This is a genomic window from Acinetobacter sp. YH01009, assembly GCF_013420765.1.
In the GTDB taxonomy this organism is placed as follows: domain Bacteria; phylum Pseudomonadota; class Gammaproteobacteria; order Pseudomonadales; family Moraxellaceae; genus Acinetobacter; species Acinetobacter amyesii.
Genome location: NZ_VOYE01000012.1, coordinates 1 through 20,517, shown reverse-complemented (window position 1 = coordinate 20,517; position 20,517 = coordinate 1). Strand labels below are relative to the sequence as shown.

The window sequence follows — 20,517 nt, the reverse complement described above, 5'->3', positions numbered from 1 at the left end:
ATTATTCGACGCTTAACAATGCATCTTGAAACAGGCGAGTTGGACTATAGTTGTCTGCATTGAATGAAGGCGTTTCCCCAGTCATCAGTTCAGCCAATAACTGAGCTGAAGCAGGTCCCATACATAAACCATTTCTAAAATGCCCAAAATTTGCCCATAGATTGTCGAAATTTGGCATCTGCCCAATATACGGAATCCCTTCAGGGGAAGATGGACGCAGGCCAGCCCAAGATTTCACAATCGGAAAGTTGGCAAGCTCTGGCACCATGTCAAAGCATGATTCTTGAATATGCTGCAAGGTTGTATTTGTTGTCTGAGTATCAAAGCCACATTGTCGCATACTTGAGCCGCAAACCACATGACCGTCTTGGCGTGGAATCAAGTACATGACTTTATTCATGCACATGGTCGGCAACCAGTTCTGCGGGGTTTTAAAGAGAAGCATTTGTCCCTGTACGGGTTGTACGGGTATCTCAATGTCCAGTTGTTCACTCCACGCGGCTGACCAAGCGCCCGTGGCAATAACGAATTGATCTGCTGTATGTTGTGTACCATCTGCGGTGGTGATGGACTGGATACGATTGTCCGTACGGTTTAATTGGTGGATCAGGCAATGCTCATAAATCTGAACTTTAGGATGCTGCTGTAAATAAGCCGTTAAAGACTGCAAAAGTCGCGGATTACGGATGTTGGCTAATTGTGAAAAATAAATGCCATGTGCAAAGCGTGCTGAAATGTGAGGATTAATCTGCTCAATTTGCTCGGATTGCAAATAATCCGCCTGTTGCATCGGGTCTTGGTGCAAACGGGCATAATCTAAGCCGATTTCAAAATCATCTTCGTCAAAAATCAACATGCCAGTTTCATGAATTTCAAAATCAATCCCAGTCATAGGTTTTAATTTTTCATTCCATTTTTGGTAGCTCTGCTTGCCATAACGTGCGAGCGCATTGACTTCATTGGGATATCGCCAAGGATACATCGGGGAGAGGATGCCACCACCGGCCCATGATGCAGCGGAACCTGTGCGTTGTTGGTCGAAAATCGTCACCGTACAACCACGTTCAACCAATTCCAATGCGGTGAGTAAACCACTTACACCCGCCCCAATAATGGCAATATTCATGTTCTTTTAACCGATGAATGTATGAGTTTGATCTTAACTTCAGCAACGCCGAAGTTTTTCTTCCAAGACTGTTTTTTAAATTTTACAGATATAAAAAAGCCTTCCTGAACGTTACCATTTCAGAAAGGCTTTGCAGGTTATTTCATGTCTTTCAACATGAGTGCTGCATCTTCAGCAAAGTAAGTCCAGATCCCATCTGCACCTGCACGGCGGCAGCTCATAAGCGATTCGATAATCACGTTTTCAGACAGCCAACCATTTTGAATGGCACCTGCCAACATGGCGTATTCGCCACTCACTTGATAGACAAATGTTGGAACACCGAAATTATCTTTGACTTCACGGACAATATCTAAATACGGCATACCCGGTTTTACAATCACCATGTCGGCGCCTTCTTGGATATCCAGTGCGATTTCATGTAAAGCTTCTGCACGGTTACCGATGTCCATTTGATAGTTATATTTATTGCCACCTTTGAGGTTGCTTGAAGAACCTACCGCATCACGGAATGGCCCGTAAAAGCTAGACGCATATTTTGCAGAATAAGCCATGATGTTGGTATAGATATGGCCATTGGCTTCAAGGGCTTGGCGAATTGCACCGATACGACCATCCATCATGTCACTTGGTGCAACCACATCTGCACCCGCTTCGGCATGGCTGAGTGCTTGTTTAATTAAGCATTCAACGGTTTCATCATTCAGTACATAGCCGGTATCATCAATGATACCGTCTTGACCATGTGTGGTGTATGGGTCGAGCGCACCATCAGTGATGAGAACCATTTCTGGTAGTTCTTTTTTTAATAAGCGGATGGTGCTTTGGACTAAGCCATCTTCATGCCAAGCTGCTTCAGCCGTTAAGCTTTTATCTTCCTGTGGTGTAACTGGGAACAAAGCTAATTTTGAAACACCCAATTCGAGTAAACGTTCTGCCTTTCTTAGTAACAAGTCAGCAGATAGACGCTGTACGTTTGGCATGCTTGGAATGTCTTGAGTTTGTTGCTGGCCTGGCAACACAAATACTGGATAAATGAGATGATCAGTCGTCAGTTGAGTTTCACGCACCATGGCACGAAGCTGGTCATTTTTACGAATGCGACGCATGCGGGTAGCAGGAAAAGCTGGACGATTGAACGTATAGGTCATAACAATCTCATTGATCAGTATTAAACTTTGACTATTGTAGACGCATAATGAGGGTTTGGCGCACCCCGTATTATTTTTTTATTCAATGACAGCGATTCGAGTAGGCTATGACAGATGTAAATAAGAGTTGGACCGGTAATATTGACCTAAACTCGAAGATTGAAATCGATACTTTATTAAATAACATTGCTCAAGCATTTAACAGCTCCCCATTTTTTGTACACAATGCCATGAAAATGACGGTGATTGATGGTCAGATCGAAGCACGTGTCGACATGGCCAGTAATTTAATTGGAAATGTCGCATTCCAAATTTTACATGGTGGTGTAGCGGCAACCTTACTCGACAGTATCGGTGGTATCTCTGCAATGGCAGAATTGTATAAAAAGGCCACAGCTGAAGATCTAGTAGAAACGAGTAAAAAGGTATCTCGCTTAGCGACCGTCGATATGCGTGTGGATTATTTAGCGCCAGGACGTGGACAGTATTTCGTTGCACGAGCTGAAACCTTACGTTTAGGTCGTAAGGGCTGCACCATGCGTATGACCATGGTCAATGATGAAGGTAAAGCGATTGCAACAGCGATTGCATCGTATGCTTATTAAGCCATTTTTAAGTTAACACATTCAAAATAATGAAAAAATAAAGTCCAGTATTGGCAGCAGGGCATGATTTTATCCTGTTGCCGACGAAAAAAAGACTGACGAGTTACATTTTCTATTCTCAGGATATGATTTTTTAGCTTTAAAATGCCGGAAAATTGAAGAAGATAGACTTTCTCACGACACCATTATCTGACAGCAAAGTTGACATGCTTTGCAAAGCTCATGATGCCATGACCAAGTCTGCTAGATTTAGGACAAATCTATGACAGATACCGTTAGTAACCTGCCAGAAACCCCATCTACAAAGCAGCCCACCGATCAGGAATTAAAAGCACGCAGAAAAAAAGGCCTTGGTATAGTGGCTGTATTGATCGTGATTGCTTTGGTGATGTATTTGATTTGGTCAATATTTCTAAATCATTCCGTCAGTACCGATAATGCCTATGTCGGTGCAGAAACAGCGTCGATTACCTCGATGGTCACGGGGCAAGTGGCAGAGGTTTTGGTGAGTGATACGCAGCAAGTGAAAAAAGGCGATGTGCTTGTTCGCATTGATGCTCGTGATGCTGAAATTGCCTTAGCTCAGGCACAGGCTGAATTACTTAAAGCAAAACGCCAATACAAACAAACTGCGGCGAATAGTAGTTCTTTAAACTCGCAAATCTTTGTCAGTGATGATGCAATTCATAGTGCAAGCGCACAAGTGGCCAAAGCACAAGCCGATCTGAATAAAGCACAAGATGAATTACAACGTCGTCAACAATTGGCTGCTTCAGGTGCGATTTCTAAAGAAGAATTAAGCACAGCGCAGAGTGCTGTGAATACCGCTAAAGCCAGTTTTGATGTGGCACAAGCAGGACTCGCTCAAGCCAAATCTAGTCAAAAAGCGGCACAAAGTAATAAAGCTGCGAATGATGCATTAATTCAAGACAGCAATGAAAACTCAACCCCAGATGTTTTAGTTGCGCAAGCACGTTTACAACAAGCCCAGTTGGACTTAGAACGTACACAAATCAAAGCACCCTTTGATGGTGTGGTGACACGTCGCAATATTCAAGTTGGGCAACGCATTGCACCGGGAACGTCATTAATGATGGTAGTTCCAGTCTCTCAGTTATATGTCGATGCTAACTTTAAAGAAAGTCAATTGGCAGGGGTACAAGCGGGTCAAAAAGTTGAACTGACGTCTGATCTGTATGGCGATAAAGTTAAATTTAATGGCACAGTGACTGGTTTTTCTGGTGGCACAGGCTCAGCATTTGCCTTGATTCCGGCACAAAATGCCACAGGAAACTGGATTAAAGTGGTTCAGCGTTTACCTGTGAGGATTCGTTTGGATCCAAAAGAGTTGGCAGAACATCCACTCCGTGTGGGGCTGTCTATGGAAGCGACGATTGATCTGAAATCGAAGTAATTGCCTATGAATCAGCAAATACAAATGACTGACCTGAAAGGTGGTCGTCTGATTCTCGCTGCCTTGGTCTTGGCATTGGCGAACTTTATGGTTGTGCTCGACATGACCATTGCCAATGTATCTGTGCCGCATATTACTGGTAGCCTTGCAGTATCGGCATCCCAAGGGACATGGGTCATTACTTCCTATGCCGTGGCAGAAGCGATTTGTGTGCCATTAACTGGTTGGCTCGCTGGGCGCTTTGGTTCTGTACGGGTTTTTGTGATCAGCCTGTTTGGCTTTACTGTATTTTCGATACTGTGTGGTTTATCGACCAGTTTGGAAATGTTGGTGTTTTGCCGAATTGGGCAAGGTTTGTTTGGTGGCCCGATTATGCCACTGAGCCAAACGTTGTTAATGCGTATTTTCCCTCCTGAAAAGCAATCCCAAGCCATGGGGATGTGGGCAATGACTACCGTCGTTGGTCCCATTTTAGGTCCAATTTTGGGTGGTACGATCAGTGATAATTTATCTTGGCATTGGATTTTCTTTATCAATATTCCTGTCGGGATCGGTTGTGCTATCGCAGCGATGCGCTTACTGAAAACGGCTGAAACTCCAACGCAGAAATTGAAAATAGACCGCGGTGGCTTACTGCTGTTGGTGTTGTGGATCGGTGCCTTGCAATTGATGTTGGACTTAGGCCATGAGCGAGATTGGTTTAATCATCCATTTATCGTGGTGTTGGCACTGACGGCATTTGTCGGGGTGATCGTTTTCACGATTTGGGAGTTGACTGAACGGCATCCAGTGGTGAATATACTGCTGTTTAAGTACCGAAGTTTTACCATTTCGGTCTTGGCTTTGGCCTTTGGTTTTGGTGCCTTCTTCGGCAGTATTGTCCTGATTCCGCAGTGGTTACAGATAAACTTGGGCTATACCGCAACGTGGGCAGGCTATCTCACCGCAACGATGGGCGTCGGTAGTCTGACCATGTCGCCAATTGTTGCGAAGCTTGCAACCAAATACGACCAACGTGCTTTGGCGAGTTTTGGTTTAAGTATCTTGGGCGGAGTAACCCTTATGCGCGCCTTTTGGACCACGGATGCGGACTTTATGGCTTTGGCTTTACCGCAAATATTACAAGGTTTTGCCGTGCCATTTTTCTTCATTCCCTTGTCCAATATGGCCTTAGCATCTGTACTGCCACAAGACATGGCATCTGCAGCAGGTTTGATGAACTTCTTAAGAACCATGGCAGGGGCAATTGGAGCCTCGATTGCAGTAACCATTTGGGATGATCACACCAAAGTCGCACGCAGTGAAATGGTCAGTAATTTACATGTTACTGAGGTACAAAACACCTTGGTGAATAATGGAATGAGCTCAGAAGCTGCTTTGGGATATATCTCCAGTTTGGTGGATAAAGAAGCCTTAACGCTTTCAGCCAATCATGTGTTTTTAGTACTGGCGGGTGTCTTTATATTCGCTGCACTCATCATTTGGCTCTGTCCACGACCTAAAGCAGGTGTGGGTGGCGGTCATGCACACTAAATAACATCAAGTATAAAAAACCGCTCATTCGAGCGGTTTTTTATTGCATACGGCGTTGATTGAAAAAAATCAAAGATCCGAGCGCGCCCGTTTGAGTGCAGACTGCCACTGAGCCAAATGAAATTCACGTTGATCAGCATTCATTTTTGGTTCAAAAGCACGTTCTAATTGCCATGATGCAGCAATTTCATCTAGATTTGAAAACACCCCCGCTTTGAGTCCGGCCATTGCGGCAGCGCCCCATGCAGTTGATTCTAAAAGTTTAGGACGCAGTACAGGCACATTTAAAATATCGGCCTGAAATTGCATCAGCATATCATTGCTACTGGCACCGCCATCGACCCGGAGTTCTTTAAGTGGACTAGACAGGTCTGACTGCATGGCGGTCAATACATCCGACACTTGAAAGGCAATGGCCTCTAAGGCGGCACGAGCTATGTGGGATTTATTTGTACCACGTGACATTCCACAGAGGAGGGCACGGGCATCACTATCCCAATGCGGAGCGCCTAGCCCAGTAAAGGCAGGAACCAAAACCACGCCATCGGTATGCTCCACTTGGCACGCGAGTTTTTCAACATCACTGCTTTTTTGAATAATCCCTAAACCGTCTCTTAGCCATTGCACAATGGCACCCGCCATAAAGACACTGCCTTCGAGTGCATAATGGGTTTGGTTTTGTGCTTTCCACGCCAATGTCGAGAGTAGTTTATTTTGACTATATTGAACTTCAGTGCCGGTATTAAACAACATGAAACAGCCTGTACCGTAGGTATTTTTGGCTGTACCGGCTTCAAAACAAGATTGACCAAATAGCGCAGATTGTTGATCACCTAAAATGCCGGTAATGGGAATGTTTGCGCCAAGTAAACCTGTAGCGGTATCTGCAATATATTCATCTGAACTGATGATTTTAGGAAGGACCGAAAGGGGAATATCAAATAATTCTAAGAGTTCTTCATCCCAAGCTTGTTGCTGCAAGTTCATTAGCATGGTTCGTGAGGCATTGCTTGCTTCAATCACATGCTCTGCACCTTGTGTCAGGTTCCACACCAACCAACTGTCAATCGTGCCGAAAGCCACATGACCTTGCTCTGCGAGTTCACGTAGACCTTGGGTGTGTTCTAATAACCAGACCAATTTCCCAGCACTAAAATAGGGGTCGATACGTAAACCGGTCTTTTTGTGAATGAGGTCATTGAGGTTTTGTTGAGTTAGTTGCCCACACCACTCGGTTGCACGGCGGTCTTGCCAGACAATTGCAGGAGCGAGCGGTTGACCTGTGCGTTTATCCCAAACCACAGTGGTTTCACGCTGATTGGTCAGGCCAATGGCTTTAATGTCTTTGGCGAGGATACGGGCAGAAGCGAGCGCTTGCTGTACGACGGCAATTTGGGTACTCCAAATTTCCTGAGCATCTTGCTCCACCCAACCCGAATGTGGGGTTTGAATGTGGGTTTCCCGTTGAGCTGTAGCTTGAACTTGTCCATGTTCGTTAAAAATGATCGCACGACTTGAAGTCGTTCCTTGATCGAGTGCCAATAAATAGCTCATATATTTTTCTTTTGTGGTCTTGAAAAATAAAATATTAACGCAATTATGTAATTAAGCGCAGATCAATGTGTAATTGTTTCGAAATTGCATCGCAATTTTTTGCAGTTATGCTATGATGACGCTACTTTGGGGATGTTTCTGGCTTCGACGCTGGTGATGAAACTCATAGATGCATGTCGAGAGCGCATTTTCTCTCGTAAATCAAATTTGCATATTTTAGTCGCAAACGACGAAACTTACGCTCTAGCTGCCTAAGGGCAGCTTGTCCGCATCCCTGAATACTTGTGGTTAGGGGTCCCGACTGAAGCGAACGCACACAAGTCCGTATAAGATCAAGCCTTGGGGTCTTATACTAAATCTTAAAGGATCGCGATTTGTACCCTGTTCGTCGGGTCACAAAGAGCTAAATCAATAGACGATATCTAAGCATGTAGTATTCTCGAGCGTAGTGCTGGCGGACGCGGGTTCAACTCCCGCCATCTCCACCAAAATTCAAAAAAGTCGAACCTTCGGGTTCGACTTTTTTTATGATTAATTAAAAACATTTTTTGGTACAACAATGACTCAAGTCCAGCTTCAAGAACTGCAAAAACAACTCTGGAATATTGCCAATACTTTGCGTGGTAAAATGGGGGCAGATGAATTCCGTGATTACATTTTGGGCTTGATCTTCTACAAATATTTGTCTGAAAAAATTCAAAATAATGCCAACGAAATTTTATCACCTGATCAAATTAAGTTTGCAGAATTGGTTGAAGATACTGAAATTAATCAAGCATATTTGAGTGCTGTTCGTGAAGAATGTCTTGCCAGTATGGGCTATTTCTTAGCGCCACAAGAATTGTTCCACAGTATGGCAACATTGGCTCGAGCAAAAAAATACATTTTGGATGATGTAATTAAAACCCTTAAAGCGATTGAGCAAAGTACATTGCGTACAGATGCGGCCGATGATTTTTCGCATTTGTTTGAAGACATGGATTTAAGTTCGACCAAGTTGGGAAATACGCCAGATGACCGCAATGAGCTGATTAGCCGTGTGATCATACATTTAGACGATATTAATTTTGATCTGTCTAATACTGAGTCTGATATTTTAGGCGATGCTTATGAGTTTCTCATTGGTGAATTTGCTTCAGGTGCTGGTAAAAAAGCAGGTGAGTTTTATACACCGCAAATGGTTTCGACTTTGCTTGCAAAACTTGTCACCTTAGGTAAAGAACGTCTACGCAGTGTATATGACCCGACTTGTGGTTCAGGATCTTTATTGCTACGTGTAAAGCGTGAAGTCGGCGATGTGGATGCGATTTACGGTCAAGAAATGAATCGTACGACCTATAACTTGGCGCGCATGAACATGATTTTGCATGATGTGCATTATTCAAAGTTTGAAATTAAGCAGGAAGATACTTTAAAACGTCCACAGCATATGGAACTGAAATTTGATGCGATTGTAGCGAATCCACCATTTTCTGCTAAATGGTCTGCGAGTGAGTCATACTTAAGCGATCCGCGTTTCCGTGATTTTGGCAAATTAGCTCCAAGTTCTAAGGCAGATATGGCGTTTTTACAGCACATGCTTTATCAGTTAGATGAAAATGGGACTTTGGCGATTGTACTGCCGCATGGGGTTTTGTTCCGTGGTTCGAGTGAAGGGCATATTCGTAAGCATTTAATCGAAAAGTTAAATGTGATTGATACGATTATTGGCTTGCCTGCCAATATTTTCTATGGCACGACTATTCCAACCTGTGTGTTGGTGTTGAAGAAAAACCGTGAGCATAGCGACAATATTTTATTTATTGATGCGAGTAACGAGTTTGATAAGCAAAAGAATCAAAACAAGCTTTTGCCAGAGCATTTAGACAATATTATTGGTGCATTTGAAAACCGTCAAAATATTGAAAAATATGCATACGTAGCGAGTCTGCAAGAAGTTGCTGACAATGATTTTAATTTGAATATTCCTCGTTATGTCGATACTTTTGAAGCGGAAGCTGAAATTGATTTAGATGCAATAGCGAAACAGCTTCAAGCCTTAGAGGTTGAAAGTCTAAAAACTGATGCAGAAATTTCTAAGTTTTGTGCAGAACTCTGCATTGATTCACCTTTTGCGGAGGTGAAGTAATGGCTTCACCTAAGTTACGATTTAAGGAGTTTGATGGGGATTGGAATAAGACTACTTTAGGCAAGGTCGTCGTTTTTTCTAATGGTAAACGAATTCCTTTAAGTGAGAATGATAGACAAAAACGGCAAGGTTCATACCGTTATTACGGTGCATCAGGCGTTATTGACTACATAGATGATTATATTTTTGATGGTCAATATATTTTGATTGGAGAAGATGGAGCAAATATTCTCACTAGATCATCAGCACTTGCCTTTACTGTTGTAGGAAAATTTTGGGTAAATAATCACGCACATATTTTTCAATCAAAAGATGGAGATAACTTTTTTTTAGCAACTTATTTAGAAAGTTTGAACTATGAGCGTTTTAATTCAGGAACAGCTCAACCCAAATTAAATCTTGAAAATCTTAAAAAAGTACCTGTTGCTAATCCATCCAAAGAAGAACAAACCAAAATTGCTTCTTTTCTTTCAGCTGTGGATGAAAAGATTAACCTACTAACTCAGAAATATGAACTACTGAGCCAATATAAACAAGGCATGATGCAAAAGCTGTTTAGCCAGCAGATTCGTTTTAAAGCGGATGATGGGAGTGAGTTTGGGGAGTGGGAAAATTTAAAATTTAGAGATGTTATTACTATCAAATATGGAAAAGATCATAAGGCATTAAAAGAAGGAAATATTCCTGTTCTTGGGACAGGTGGGATAATGCGATACGTTGATTCTTATCTTTACGACGGCGACAGTATTCTTATTGGTCGTAAAGGTACGATTGATAAACCTCAGTTTATATCTGGGAAATTTTGGACAGTTGATACTCTTTTTTATACGGAAATTGGTGAGAGATTAATACCTAAATTTGTTTATCAGCAACTGCTATTGGTTAATTGGTTAAATTTGAATGAAGCCACTGGTGTGCCAAGTTTAAATACAACCTCAATTGGTAATATTGAGGTCAAAGTACCTTGTTTAGAAGAACAAACCCAAATTGCCAATTTTTTATCTGCTATTGACCAAAAAATTGAAACTGTTGCACAGCAAATTGAACAAGCCAAACAGTGGAAAAAAGGCTTGTTACAGCAAATGTTTGTCTGATTGTTTATAAGGTTTCATAAAATTCCTGCATTTATTCAAATGTGGGAATTTTTTTATTTAAGAAAGTACTGAAGGATTCCTAAAAGAAAAAACAGTGATCTGTATCATCAGTTTAGATGTTTATTTGATGAATTTAAAAGATTGAAAAATATAATAAATCTATTAGAATCAATAGATATGCATACCAATAGTTAAAAACTGAGCAGTATTATAAATGTCGACCCAAAAAGAACTCGAACTCGAAAACCAATTTATAGCGCACTTAACAACTTTAGGGTACGAACGTGTTCAGTACAGAAACGAAACAGCCTTACTCCTAAATCTAAAAAAACAGATAGAAAAATTTAACGCATTGACTGCACCACTCACACATGAGCAATGGGAACAGGTGTGGAATTACCTGAGCAGTGAACATACGATTTTCGGCAAAGCCAAACTATTGCGTGGTTCATACCAGCTTAAACATGATGACGGTACGACCCAAACACTGCGCTTTTTAAGTGATGATGCGGCAAAAAACATTTTTCAAGTGACCAACCAAGTGACGGTCCAATACGGTGAGAGTGGTACAGAAACCAGCCGTTTTGATGTGACGCTATTGATCAACGGCTTTCCATTAGTACAAGTTGAACTTAAACGCAGTGGTGTAGAAATCGCACAAGCGTTTCACCAAGTGCATAACTACAGTAAAGACGCCTATACATCTGGACAAGGTCTGTTTGGATACATCCAGCTCTTTGTCATTAGCAACAGCGTAAATTGCTTATATTATTCACACGGTACGCCACTGTTTGATTTTACATTTCCGTGGGCAGATGAAAGCAACAAAGCTATTAATGACTTGAGTAAATTTACCGAAGCATTTTTAAACGCACCACATATTACGAAAATGATCAGTAAATACATCGTTCAGCATCAAACCAATGAATGCTTAATGGTGCTGCGACCTTATCAAGTCTATGCAGTTGAAAACATGATTCAGCATGTGAAAACCTCAACCGATCATGCCTATATTTGGCATACAACAGGTTCAGGTAAAACACTCACGGCATTTAAAGCCAGTGAAATCATGCGTCAGTTGCCAGAAATAGAAAAAGTTATCTTTGTCGTGGACCGAAAAGACCTAGATAATCAAACCACTAAAGAGTTCAATGCCTTTGTTCCCGACTGCGTAGACCAAACGACCAACACCAAAACATTGGTCGAACAGCTCATCGGTAAACGGCTGAACTCACGAAAAAATGAAAGCAATATACTCACAGATAAATTGGTCGTGACGACCATTCAAAAGCTGAATAACGCAATTACACTCCCTAAATTCAGAGAATTGATCGCTGATTTGGCAGATAAAAAAGTCGTATTTATTTTTGATGAATGCCACCGCAGTCAATTTGGTGATACTCACCAAAATATCAAACGCTTCTTTAAACAGGCGCAAATGTTCGGTTTTACAGGCACGCCTATTTTTCCTGTGAACTGTCAAAGCATTGGTGGGGTGAAATACACCACAGAATTTCTATTTCCTAAACGGCTGCATAAATATGTGATTGTCGATGCGATAGCAGATAAAAATGTTTTACCTTTTCAAATTGATTATGTGGGGCAATTTACCGCTCATCAGGTGAATGCTGGTGATGAAAAAATACAAGGTATCGATACTAAAGAACTGTATGACAACCCTGAGCGCTTAGAAAAAATTGTACGTTATATTTTAAAAAATCATGACAAAAAAACGGCAAAACGCGAATTTTGTTCAATGTTTTGTGTCAGCTCAGTAGATGTCCTGCTTCAATATTATGCAATATTTGCCAAAGTCCAAGCAGAGTTGGTTGCAGAAGCGGACAAGAAGGAAGAAATTTATACCCCTTTAGTGATTGGTACGATTTTTTCTTTTGGAGCGCAGGACACGACAAACGACGCCAATGACTCCACAACAGGTACGATTTCTGAAGAAGAACTTGAACAGCCGAGTCAAGTTGATATGGGGCGTAAAGCGCAACTTGAACGGATCATTGCAGAATTTAATACGCGCCATCTGACTAGCTATAACTGTGACGAAGGATTTTATGAATATTATAAAAATCTAGGTGATCGCGTTAAGTACTTCAAAGTCCCTAAACCACCTAAAGAAGTTGGGGAGTTGAAAGGTCCGCCAATTGATTTGCTGTTGGTGGTGAATATGTTCCTGACAGGTTTTGACTCATTGCCACTTAATACGATTTATGTCGACAAGAACTTAAAATATCACGGTTTAATTCAGGCTTTTTCGCGTACAAACCGTATTTATAAGCCAACAAAAGCTTTTGGCAATGTCGTGTGTTTTAGAAATTTAAAGCAGGCAACAGATAAAGCTCTTTCTACTTTTGCAGACGACCAAAATTTTGAGCAAGTGATTGTGCCACCGTTGGATCAACAATTAGCAGAATTTAATAAGTGTGTTAGTGAATTAAGAAAAATAACACCTGAGTGTCAGTCAGTAGATGATCTAAAACTCGAAAGTCAGCAGTTGCAGTTTATTCAAGCTTTTCGTGATGTGATTCGTCTACATTCACAACTGAAAATGTATACAGACTTTGATGTTGATAACGCAGTTATAGTGCCGCAAGAACTTGAAGACTATAAATCTAAATATAAAGATTTATATGACAGAATTAATAAAGGTACAGCAGTTGAAAAAGATTCAGTGCTACGTGACGTGAATTTTGCTTTAGATTTTATTATTAGTGATTATGTAAATCAGGATTATATTTATACATTATTAAATATGATTGCTGCTGCGCCACCATCCTCGATTCAAAGGGCTAAACAGCAGCAACAACTCCAATCTTTACTCAGTAATGACCGAAAAATGTATAAAAAAATGGATTTGATTCAGAAGTTTATTGATGAACAAATGCCACGAATGCTGAATGGTCAAAGTGTTCAAGATGCATTTAAGCAGTTTTGGGATGCAGAAAAACAGCAAGCCTACGATGTTTTTTGTAAAGATGAAAATCTTGTGATGGATGAGTTTAAAAAAGTGGTTAAACGATTTGATTTTACTGAACGTTTTCCGCACGCACATGAAATTCGTCCATTGCCAAAAAACAAGCCTTCAGCACTGGTGAGTAAAGTCTATTTTGAGGGATTGCATCAGAAAACCAATGCGATTTTAGAAAAATATGATTTACGGATTTAAACGTTAAGCTAAGTTATGAAAAATATTTGCTTAAAAGGAGGGTTCTTTTTTTATGGAATTTAAGAACCTTATCCTGTTTATTCAATAATTGTATGATTAAATTTCTTAGAATAAATATGATTTAAAAACAAATCACAAAGTGAGGCGAAAATTAAATTTCGCGCCAAACTTCATTCTTATCTTTCAATGAAATCATAAAGTTAAATTTGTCATCATTACTTACCAAAAGGCCTTCTGGCGTTTGCATAATCACTTTTAAAACGGTACCAGTTTCAAAAACCAAAGGACTGCAATTTTCTTTATTTAATGTAATTGGTTTGAGTAATTCAACAATTGCACTTTCCATTTTACTTCCCCAAGCATCGGTTGTTAATTGAACTTAGCATATTATTGGTGAAGAAACAGGTTTTGTAAATGACGTGAGCTACATCGCAGAAAATATTTTAGAATTTTCCATAACTTAAGTTTAAATAATGGTTAAATAAATTAAGGTTTTTTAATCTATTGATATCAAAAATAATTTTAAAATATGACAAACTTTTTAACTGTAATTATATGTCCTAAGGTGTGTTTTTTGTTCCACAAACAATGACCAGATCATCAAAAGGGCATGATTAATAATGAATTTAAGGTGAACTTCAGTTTTCATCCTTAAGCTAACCGAATGATGTGTCGTCTTGTATTTGATTGTTAAATTTCAGATTAAACAGCGTTAAATCTTCAATCTGAACAAGAAAATTAATGAAATAAAACTTATCATCAGCAACTCAAACTAAAAACAAAGATTCAGGGAAATGTAGGACCAATGTTTAAATCTTTTTTTCCAAATCCAAAATGGTTTTTTGGATCATTCCTTATATGGTTCGTGATCAATATTGTCTTGTGGTATAGCGGTGGCAATAGTTGGGGTACGATGTTTGGTTTAGCTGCAAATTATCATCAAGCAGAACTGCCTATTGGTATTAGCCGATTTTGGAGTCCCAAATTTTTATGGTTCTATGCTTGGTTTTTTGTAGCAACGGCGCTTTTTGCAGCCTTTTGGAAGATTAAATCAGATAATCCTTGGCAACGATGGTCTGTGTGGGGAACCGCATTTATCCTGTTTAATGTTTGGTTTAGTGTGGAATGTAATGTCGTAATCAATGCTTGGTATAACCCATTCTATGATCTGATCCAGAAGATGCTTTCAGGTGGTGGGGGCGAAGTGGCGACGTTATATTCAGAGACGCTGACTTTTCTCTATGTGGCCATGGTATATGTCACACTGGCGGTATTGAACCTGTTTTTCGTTAGTCATTATGTTTTTCGTTGGCGTACCGCAATGAATGACTTTTATACTGCGCATTGGGAAAAACTGAGAACCATCGAAGGTGCCTCACAGCGTATTCAAGAAGATACGATGCGTTTTGCAAGAACCACAGAAGGACTTGGGGTTAGCTTGGTTGAATCGGTGATGACCTTAATTGCATTTCTACCTGTGCTGTTAACTTTATCAACACATGTAAAGAAATTACCTGTCGTGGGGGAAATCACCTATGCATTAGTTTGGGCGGCAGTCCTTTGGGCAGTATTAGGGACGGTTATTTTAATGCTGGTGGGTTATAAACTACCGGGTTTGGAGTTTAATAATCAAAAAGTCGAAGCAGCATATCGTAAAGAATTAGTTTATGGTGAAGATCATGCAGATCGAGCAGACCCTCTCACATTAAAAGAATTATTTGGTAAAGTCCGATTTAATTATTTTAGACTGTATTTTCACTATGCTTATTTCAACCTAGTTCGTATTTGGTATATGCAGCTTGATAATATTTATGGGTTCTTTGTATTGTTTCCAAGTATTGCAGCGGGAACAATCACACTCGGTATATTAATGCAAATTTTAAATGTCTTTGGGCGTGTACGTGATTCTTTCCAATACCTGATTTCCTCGTGGACAACCATTATTGAACTGATTTCTATTTATAAGCGTTTAAGAGCATTTGAAGAAAAAATTAATAATTAATTTTTAATCTTAAAAATGACCTGTAATTAATTACAGGTTTTTTTATGACTTTAATTTTAAGTTAATATATTTCAATAAAATCAATAGATTAATATTTTTAGATGAGCTGTTTTTTTACTCGATTCCATATTGTCGCTCGAATCATGGATAGGCTCAGCTTTATATTATTATTAATAATAGAGGCTTGTTCTGATGGCAGATTTGATAAGCACATAGCGATACATAAATGCTTGCGAAATAACCTAAAAGGGAACGATGATGACCGTTCACCAAGGATAAACGAATACACTTAAATAAAATGTGAAATTCATCAAATTAAAATTAACAACATATGCACACATCTCAAACGTGTACGATTTTAGTGATTAAATTTATAAAAATAATAAATAAAATCAAGATTATAAAATTGTGAAAGATACTAAATTACGCTATTTTTTAGAGGTGAATTTTTTGAGATTTTTGCTGTGAATTTAAAAGCAATTTTATGGGTGGGGAGTATTGGATTTGCATTACATGGTTGTACCACCATGCAGAGTTTAAACCCAAATTCATTTAATCATTATGCATCACCACAAGAAGTGATCAATCAAAAAGGGCTAAATAGCTCAAATGGCAAGGCGAAAGAATACGTCTATGATTGGGGACCACAAAAGAAAAATATGGAAGCAGAATCGCTCATACCCAAGCAAAATATGAGCAGTTACTGCCAAGCCAAAAATGGCAAATTTATTCAACTGAATAAAAGCAATTTGAACCAAGTCAAAAATGCATGGAGTCGTAAATTATTAGTGACCTATAGCAGTATAAAACAGAGCACAGGTGTGTTTCAGTGTAGTCAGGCAGATGGACAGCGCTGGATGGTTGCTATTGAACCCGTTTCAGAGCGTAAATCAAATGACCGTTCTGAAACCCGCTTAGTGAGTTTGTATACAGCTATTATTGGACCTGAAGAACGTCGCAAAAACTATAATAAACAAGAAGAAACTGTAGCTAAAAAAGCCACACCAAGCAAAGCCAAAGCAACGACAACAAAAAACAATGCGAAAGATGAAGCAAAAAAAGAAGTAGAGACTAAAAAAGAAACCAAAGCCAAAGAGCCTGAAAAAAAACCTGTAGTGAAACCAGTTGCAGAAACATCGCAACAGATACAAATGCGCTTATATGTCAATGCACGACGTGACCTGAATGCCGGAAAAAATCAAGTCACCGCTTGTAATAATGCACAGCGCGCTTATAGCTATGGCAAATTAAATGGTGCAAATGCCAATAGAGCCTATGCTGAATCAGGCATGCTCGTTGCGAAATGCTTAACATCAGTGCCTGCATATAGCAAAAGTTATCCAAACGCCAATGCAAGAGCAAAAGGCATCCTACAAAACTTAGCGACCAACTATAACCACGCAGGGGCAAAAAATATGTTGAATCGTATGAAATAAACTTCAACAGGGTAAAAGCTATTTGGGGAAATAAGCTTTTATCCTGATCCAATCATGTACTCAAACAAAGTTTTAAAAATAATAAGGAAAAACCATGAGTTCAGTAATTGAAACTTATTTTAATGCACCATTATTTGATCGGGAATTGGCAGAAATAACAGTCAATATCGAGCAGACCCCCTTCTTTTTAAATGATCGTGGGCATCCAACATATTTAGCATCACTTGGGGCAGGGATTCATTTAATTACCGAGTCACCAACCAATGCGCAAATGACGATGGGAAATGCCTACGCGGTTCCTTCCGAAATTTCGACTAAAATTACCAATTGGGGGGAGCAAACTGAACTTGATTTTGACGGACAGCATTTCGAGTTTATGCCATTGGTGGCAACCAAAGAAACCGCGGCAGCTTTTGGTATTACCTTAGTGCGTGCAGGCGAAGCGATTCAGATTCATTCAAATCAAAAAATACTGTCAGAGATTCAATATGAATATGGCATGATGGCAGGGCATTATTTGCCTTATCAAAATGCAACATCAAATATAAATGGCGGCAAAACTTTAACACCATTTGTCATTACTGATTTAGAACATCATGACTTTCCGCATATTTTTAGCGCGACCGATCAGGATCAATTGCCTCTGGTCATCTCAGTGGGACGTTATTTTCCAAATCTAGGTAAGATTTACTTGGCAGATTTATGGGTCAATCCGGGAGATGCTTTATACATTCCTGCGAAACCAAAATATTCGAATCCTGAGTTTATTGACCTACATCATAACCGTAATGCAGCACTTGCCTGTTGGCGCGGTGACAGCAATAAATCGACGTTGACCACCCATAGTTTGCTCGATCCCCATGGATATTTTTACTGGTATTGGAATAGAAGACCGACAATTCATCCATTCATCCATTCATCCATTCATCCATTCATCCACTCATCCATGCACCCAATACCAAAAACGAATAGTTGAGTTACATAGACCAAACAGCAAATACAGCACTTCATGATACAAAGGTGACTCAAGTTTTGGGAGTTTGGTCTATGGCTTACGGTTTATCTAAAAAATTACATCTACGTTTTTCACGACTAGCAGGTTTGGCTTTATTGACGCTCATGATGCTTGGAACGACGCAAGTGAGTTTAGCAAGTCCGACGGTCGATCAGCTTAGTCAATGTTTAGTGAAATCGACCACTGCTGCGGATAAAACAGCGGTGCTGCAATGGACCTTTTCTGCTTTGGCAGCACATCCAGATTTAAAACAGTACAGTAATGTCAGTGATGCGCAAAAAACGCAACTCGATAAAAATTTGGCGCAGGTCATGCAACGAATCTTGGTTGAGCAATGTTCTACACAAACGCAGGCTGTAATTAAATCCGACGGTCTACAGGCTGTAGGCGAAAGTTTTCAAGAACTTGGTAGTATTACAGGCGATGAAATTTTAAAAAAACCTGAAATTAAACAACAGTTACAGGGCATACTGCGTTATGTAGATTTAAATAAATTGGTTACCACATTTTTAACGCCAGAGCTTTGGAACAAGTTGGGCGTGGTTCGTTAATTTTATTGTTCAGTGGATTTGAAAATGCTCCTTTTATACAAGGAGCATTTTTATGGATTCAACTTAAATGGATGATGATCCAATTTGCTTTAGTTTGGTGGCTAGAGCATTAAATGGTAATCGTTGCGCCTAATGCTTTAACAAACTGGGCCATCCATGCAGGATGAGCAGGCCATGCAGGTGCAGTAACTAAATGACCATCGGTCACTGCATCCGTGACTGCAATATCTGCATATTGACCACCAGCCAGTTTAACTTCGGCTGCACATGCTGGGTAAGCCGAACAGGTACGACCTTTTAGCACATCGGCTGCCGCTAGAATTTGCGCCCCATGACAAACCGCTGCAATAGGTTTTTTCGCCGCGTCAAATTCGCGTACGATTTCAATCACACGTGCATTCATACGTAAATATTCAGGCGCACGACCGCCCGGGATCACTAAGCCGACATAGTTTTCTGAGTTAACTGCATCAAAGTCATAGTTAATCGCAAAGTTATGACCGCGTTTTTCGCTATAAGTTTGTTCACCTTCAAAATCATGAATGGCTGTGGCAATGCTGTCGCCAGCTTTTTTGTCAGGACAAACGGCATGAACGGTATAACCAAGACCAACTAAAAATTGAAAAGGTACCATTGTTTCGTAGTCTTCAGCATAGTCGCCCACGAGCATAAGAATTTGTTTTGACATGATGTAACCCTCTGTTGAAATATGATTTATATCAATTTTTCATTTACCTTAGCATATTGGAATGACAGTTTTAAGCAGGCTGTAAATTCTTTAGTTGTATATTTTTATCTGGATTTATAAAAGTTATAGATGGTTATAGTTCAAATTATGATGAGTTTAGTAGGCTAGATGCTATCAATTATTAATGACTTTAGTGTTTTTCACAAAGTTTTAAAAAGTTAAATATTTACCTCTCCCTTGCGCAGCACTGCTGCTTATCTCCTAAAAGGAGAGGGGCGGATATCCAAAAAATCGTTTAAGTATTTATTCACTTTGAAAGCTCCCTCTCCCATTGGGAGAGGGATAAATCACAGCAAATCAGGATAAAATTTTTCATAGTCTAGATTTGGTTCATGCGTTACTTTCAGCTTGCCTTTAGATCCTGTGACATAGCTATTGATCTCTTTAAGTGGTTTCTCATGCCAACCGATATTGAATGCACAAAACGTATTTTCTTTTTTAAAAAATTCTAGATGACTGTATGGCAAGTGATTGTGAATCCAATATGCAATCTGTTTCCAATTATTTGGGTCTTTTTCAATTAAATCGATGAGTGAGGGAATGATAATACACGCCGTTGCACCGTAGCCTTTTGCGTCAGGATAGTCCCAAATATGGCTTGCAAAGTTTTTCTCATTGCTCGCGCAGTTGTGTCCTTTTTCATTGCCGATTTGGTTCACGCTTGGTGAACGGTACGCGGAACGAATGGCAATACGTCCAAACTTTTCTTGCAGTGGTTCAAGTAGTTCTTCGCAGAGTTTTGAGCCCATACGAATCGCAATGTCAGGGTGGTTGGGGAAGTTAGGTACACCGTACCAATTTGCGATTTCGCTATAGAGGAAATCGCGCATAAAAAATGACTTTGAAAGTTGGATATGATGTGTGCTTAAAAAACAGGAGGGTTTAACTTGGTAAACTATACATACTCATTAGGAGTTTACCATGAGCAAGAAACAGAAGACTTACACCGCAGAATTTAAAGCTGAAGCCATAAAAGCCATTG

16 protein-coding genes and 1 other RNA gene are annotated in these 20,517 nt (G+C 40.0%); 11 read left to right on the top strand and 6 right to left on the bottom strand.

Going from position 1 to position 20,517, the window contains the following annotated elements; translation table 11 throughout:
• Position 1: 1 nt before the first annotated feature.
• Positions 2–1,126: a glycine oxidase ThiO gene (gene thiO, locus FTT76_RS11780; protein WP_180050378.1), complete on the bottom strand. Its 1,125-nt coding sequence runs from the start codon at positions 1,124–1,126 to the stop codon at positions 2–4.
• Between the two features lie 137 nt (positions 1,127–1,263).
• The gene (gene hemB / locus FTT76_RS11775; protein WP_111885258.1) at positions 1,264–2,277 is read right to left on the bottom strand and encodes a porphobilinogen synthase; all 1,014 of its coding nucleotides are present in this window, start codon (positions 2,275–2,277) and stop codon (positions 1,264–1,266) included.
• Positions 2,278–2,384: 107 nt separating this feature from the next.
• Between hemB and FTT76_RS11770 the strand changes: the two genes are divergently transcribed.
• The 3 genes from FTT76_RS11770 (at position 2,385) to FTT76_RS11760 (ending at position 5,829) form a co-directional block, all read left to right on the top strand.
• Positions 2,385–2,882, top strand: coding sequence for a thioesterase family protein (locus tag FTT76_RS11770; RefSeq protein ID WP_180026566.1), 498 nt, complete (start codon positions 2,385–2,387; stop codon positions 2,880–2,882).
• A gap of 262 nt (positions 2,883–3,144) precedes the next feature.
• Positions 3,145–4,296, top strand: a complete 1,152-nt coding sequence (locus tag FTT76_RS11765) for an efflux RND transporter periplasmic adaptor subunit (RefSeq protein WP_180121207.1) — start codon at positions 3,145–3,147, stop codon at positions 4,294–4,296.
• A 6-nt stretch (positions 4,297–4,302) separates the two neighbouring features.
• The gene (locus tag FTT76_RS11760; RefSeq protein ID WP_180190542.1) at positions 4,303–5,829 is read left to right on the top strand and encodes a DHA2 family efflux MFS transporter permease subunit; all 1,527 of its coding nucleotides are present in this window, start codon (positions 4,303–4,305) and stop codon (positions 5,827–5,829) included.
• Between the two features lie 69 nt (positions 5,830–5,898).
• Here FTT76_RS11760 and glpK read toward each other — a convergent pair whose 3' ends face one another.
• Positions 5,899–7,383, bottom strand: coding sequence for a glycerol kinase GlpK (glpK, locus tag FTT76_RS11755; protein ID WP_180022282.1), 1,485 nt, complete (start codon positions 7,381–7,383; stop codon positions 5,899–5,901).
• 128 nt (positions 7,384–7,511) lie between these two features.
• Here glpK and ssrA point away from each other — a divergent pair.
• The 4 genes from ssrA (at position 7,512) to FTT76_RS11735 (ending at position 13,783) form a co-directional block, all read left to right on the top strand.
• Positions 7,512–7,871, top strand: a transfer-messenger RNA (tmRNA) gene (gene ssrA / locus FTT76_RS11750).
• Between the two features lie 71 nt (positions 7,872–7,942).
• Complete coding sequence (locus FTT76_RS11745; protein ID WP_180190541.1) at positions 7,943–9,511, top strand: type I restriction-modification system subunit M; 1,569 nt, start codon at positions 7,943–7,945, stop codon at positions 9,509–9,511.
• On the top strand, positions 9,511–10,605 hold the full coding sequence (locus FTT76_RS11740; RefSeq protein WP_180190540.1) for a restriction endonuclease subunit S: 1,095 nt from the start codon (positions 9,511–9,513) through the stop codon (positions 10,603–10,605). Before FTT76_RS11745 ends, FTT76_RS11740 begins: the two co-directional genes overlap by 1 nt.
• 214 nt (positions 10,606–10,819) lie before the next feature.
• Positions 10,820–13,783 (top strand): type I restriction endonuclease subunit R, encoded by a 2,964-nt coding sequence (locus FTT76_RS11735; RefSeq protein ID WP_180190539.1) that lies wholly within the window; start codon positions 10,820–10,822, stop codon positions 13,781–13,783.
• Positions 13,784–13,934: 151 nt separating this feature from the next.
• Here the strand turns inward: FTT76_RS11735 and FTT76_RS11730 are convergent, their stop codons facing one another.
• Positions 13,935–14,129 carry a hypothetical protein gene (locus FTT76_RS11730; protein ID WP_078189992.1) on the bottom strand — a complete coding sequence of 65 codons (195 nt, stop codon included), beginning with the start codon at positions 14,127–14,129 and terminating at the stop codon, positions 13,935–13,937.
• Between the two features lie 459 nt (positions 14,130–14,588).
• Here FTT76_RS11730 and sbmA point away from each other — a divergent pair, with 459 nt between their 5' ends.
• The 4 genes from sbmA (at position 14,589) to FTT76_RS11710 (ending at position 18,787) form a co-directional block, all read left to right on the top strand.
• On the top strand, positions 14,589–15,785 hold the full coding sequence (gene sbmA, locus FTT76_RS11725; RefSeq protein ID WP_180190538.1) for a peptide antibiotic transporter SbmA: 1,197 nt from the start codon (positions 14,589–14,591) through the stop codon (positions 15,783–15,785).
• Positions 15,786–16,249: 464 nt separating this feature from the next.
• The gene (locus FTT76_RS11720) at positions 16,250–17,221 is read left to right on the top strand and encodes a hypothetical protein (protein WP_180190537.1); all 972 of its coding nucleotides are present in this window, start codon (positions 16,250–16,252) and stop codon (positions 17,219–17,221) included.
• 94 nt (positions 17,222–17,315) lie between these two features.
• Entirely contained in the window at positions 17,316–18,197 is an 882-nt protein-coding gene (locus tag FTT76_RS11715) for a hypothetical protein (protein WP_257235097.1), read from the top strand.
• A gap of 143 nt (positions 18,198–18,340) precedes the next feature.
• Complete coding sequence (locus FTT76_RS11710) at positions 18,341–18,787, top strand: hypothetical protein (protein WP_257235100.1); 447 nt, start codon at positions 18,341–18,343, stop codon at positions 18,785–18,787.
• 109 nt (positions 18,788–18,896) lie between these two features.
• Here FTT76_RS11710 and FTT76_RS11705 read toward each other — a convergent pair whose 3' ends face one another.
• A complete protein-coding gene (locus tag FTT76_RS11705) occupies positions 18,897–19,475 on the bottom strand; it encodes a DJ-1/PfpI family protein (protein ID WP_180105727.1) in 579 nt (192 codons plus the stop codon).
• A 347-nt stretch (positions 19,476–19,822) separates the two neighbouring features.
• The gene (locus tag FTT76_RS11700; protein ID WP_257235096.1) at positions 19,823–20,365 is read right to left on the bottom strand and encodes a hypothetical protein; all 543 of its coding nucleotides are present in this window, start codon (positions 20,363–20,365) and stop codon (positions 19,823–19,825) included.
• Positions 20,366–20,517 lie beyond the last annotated feature (152 nt).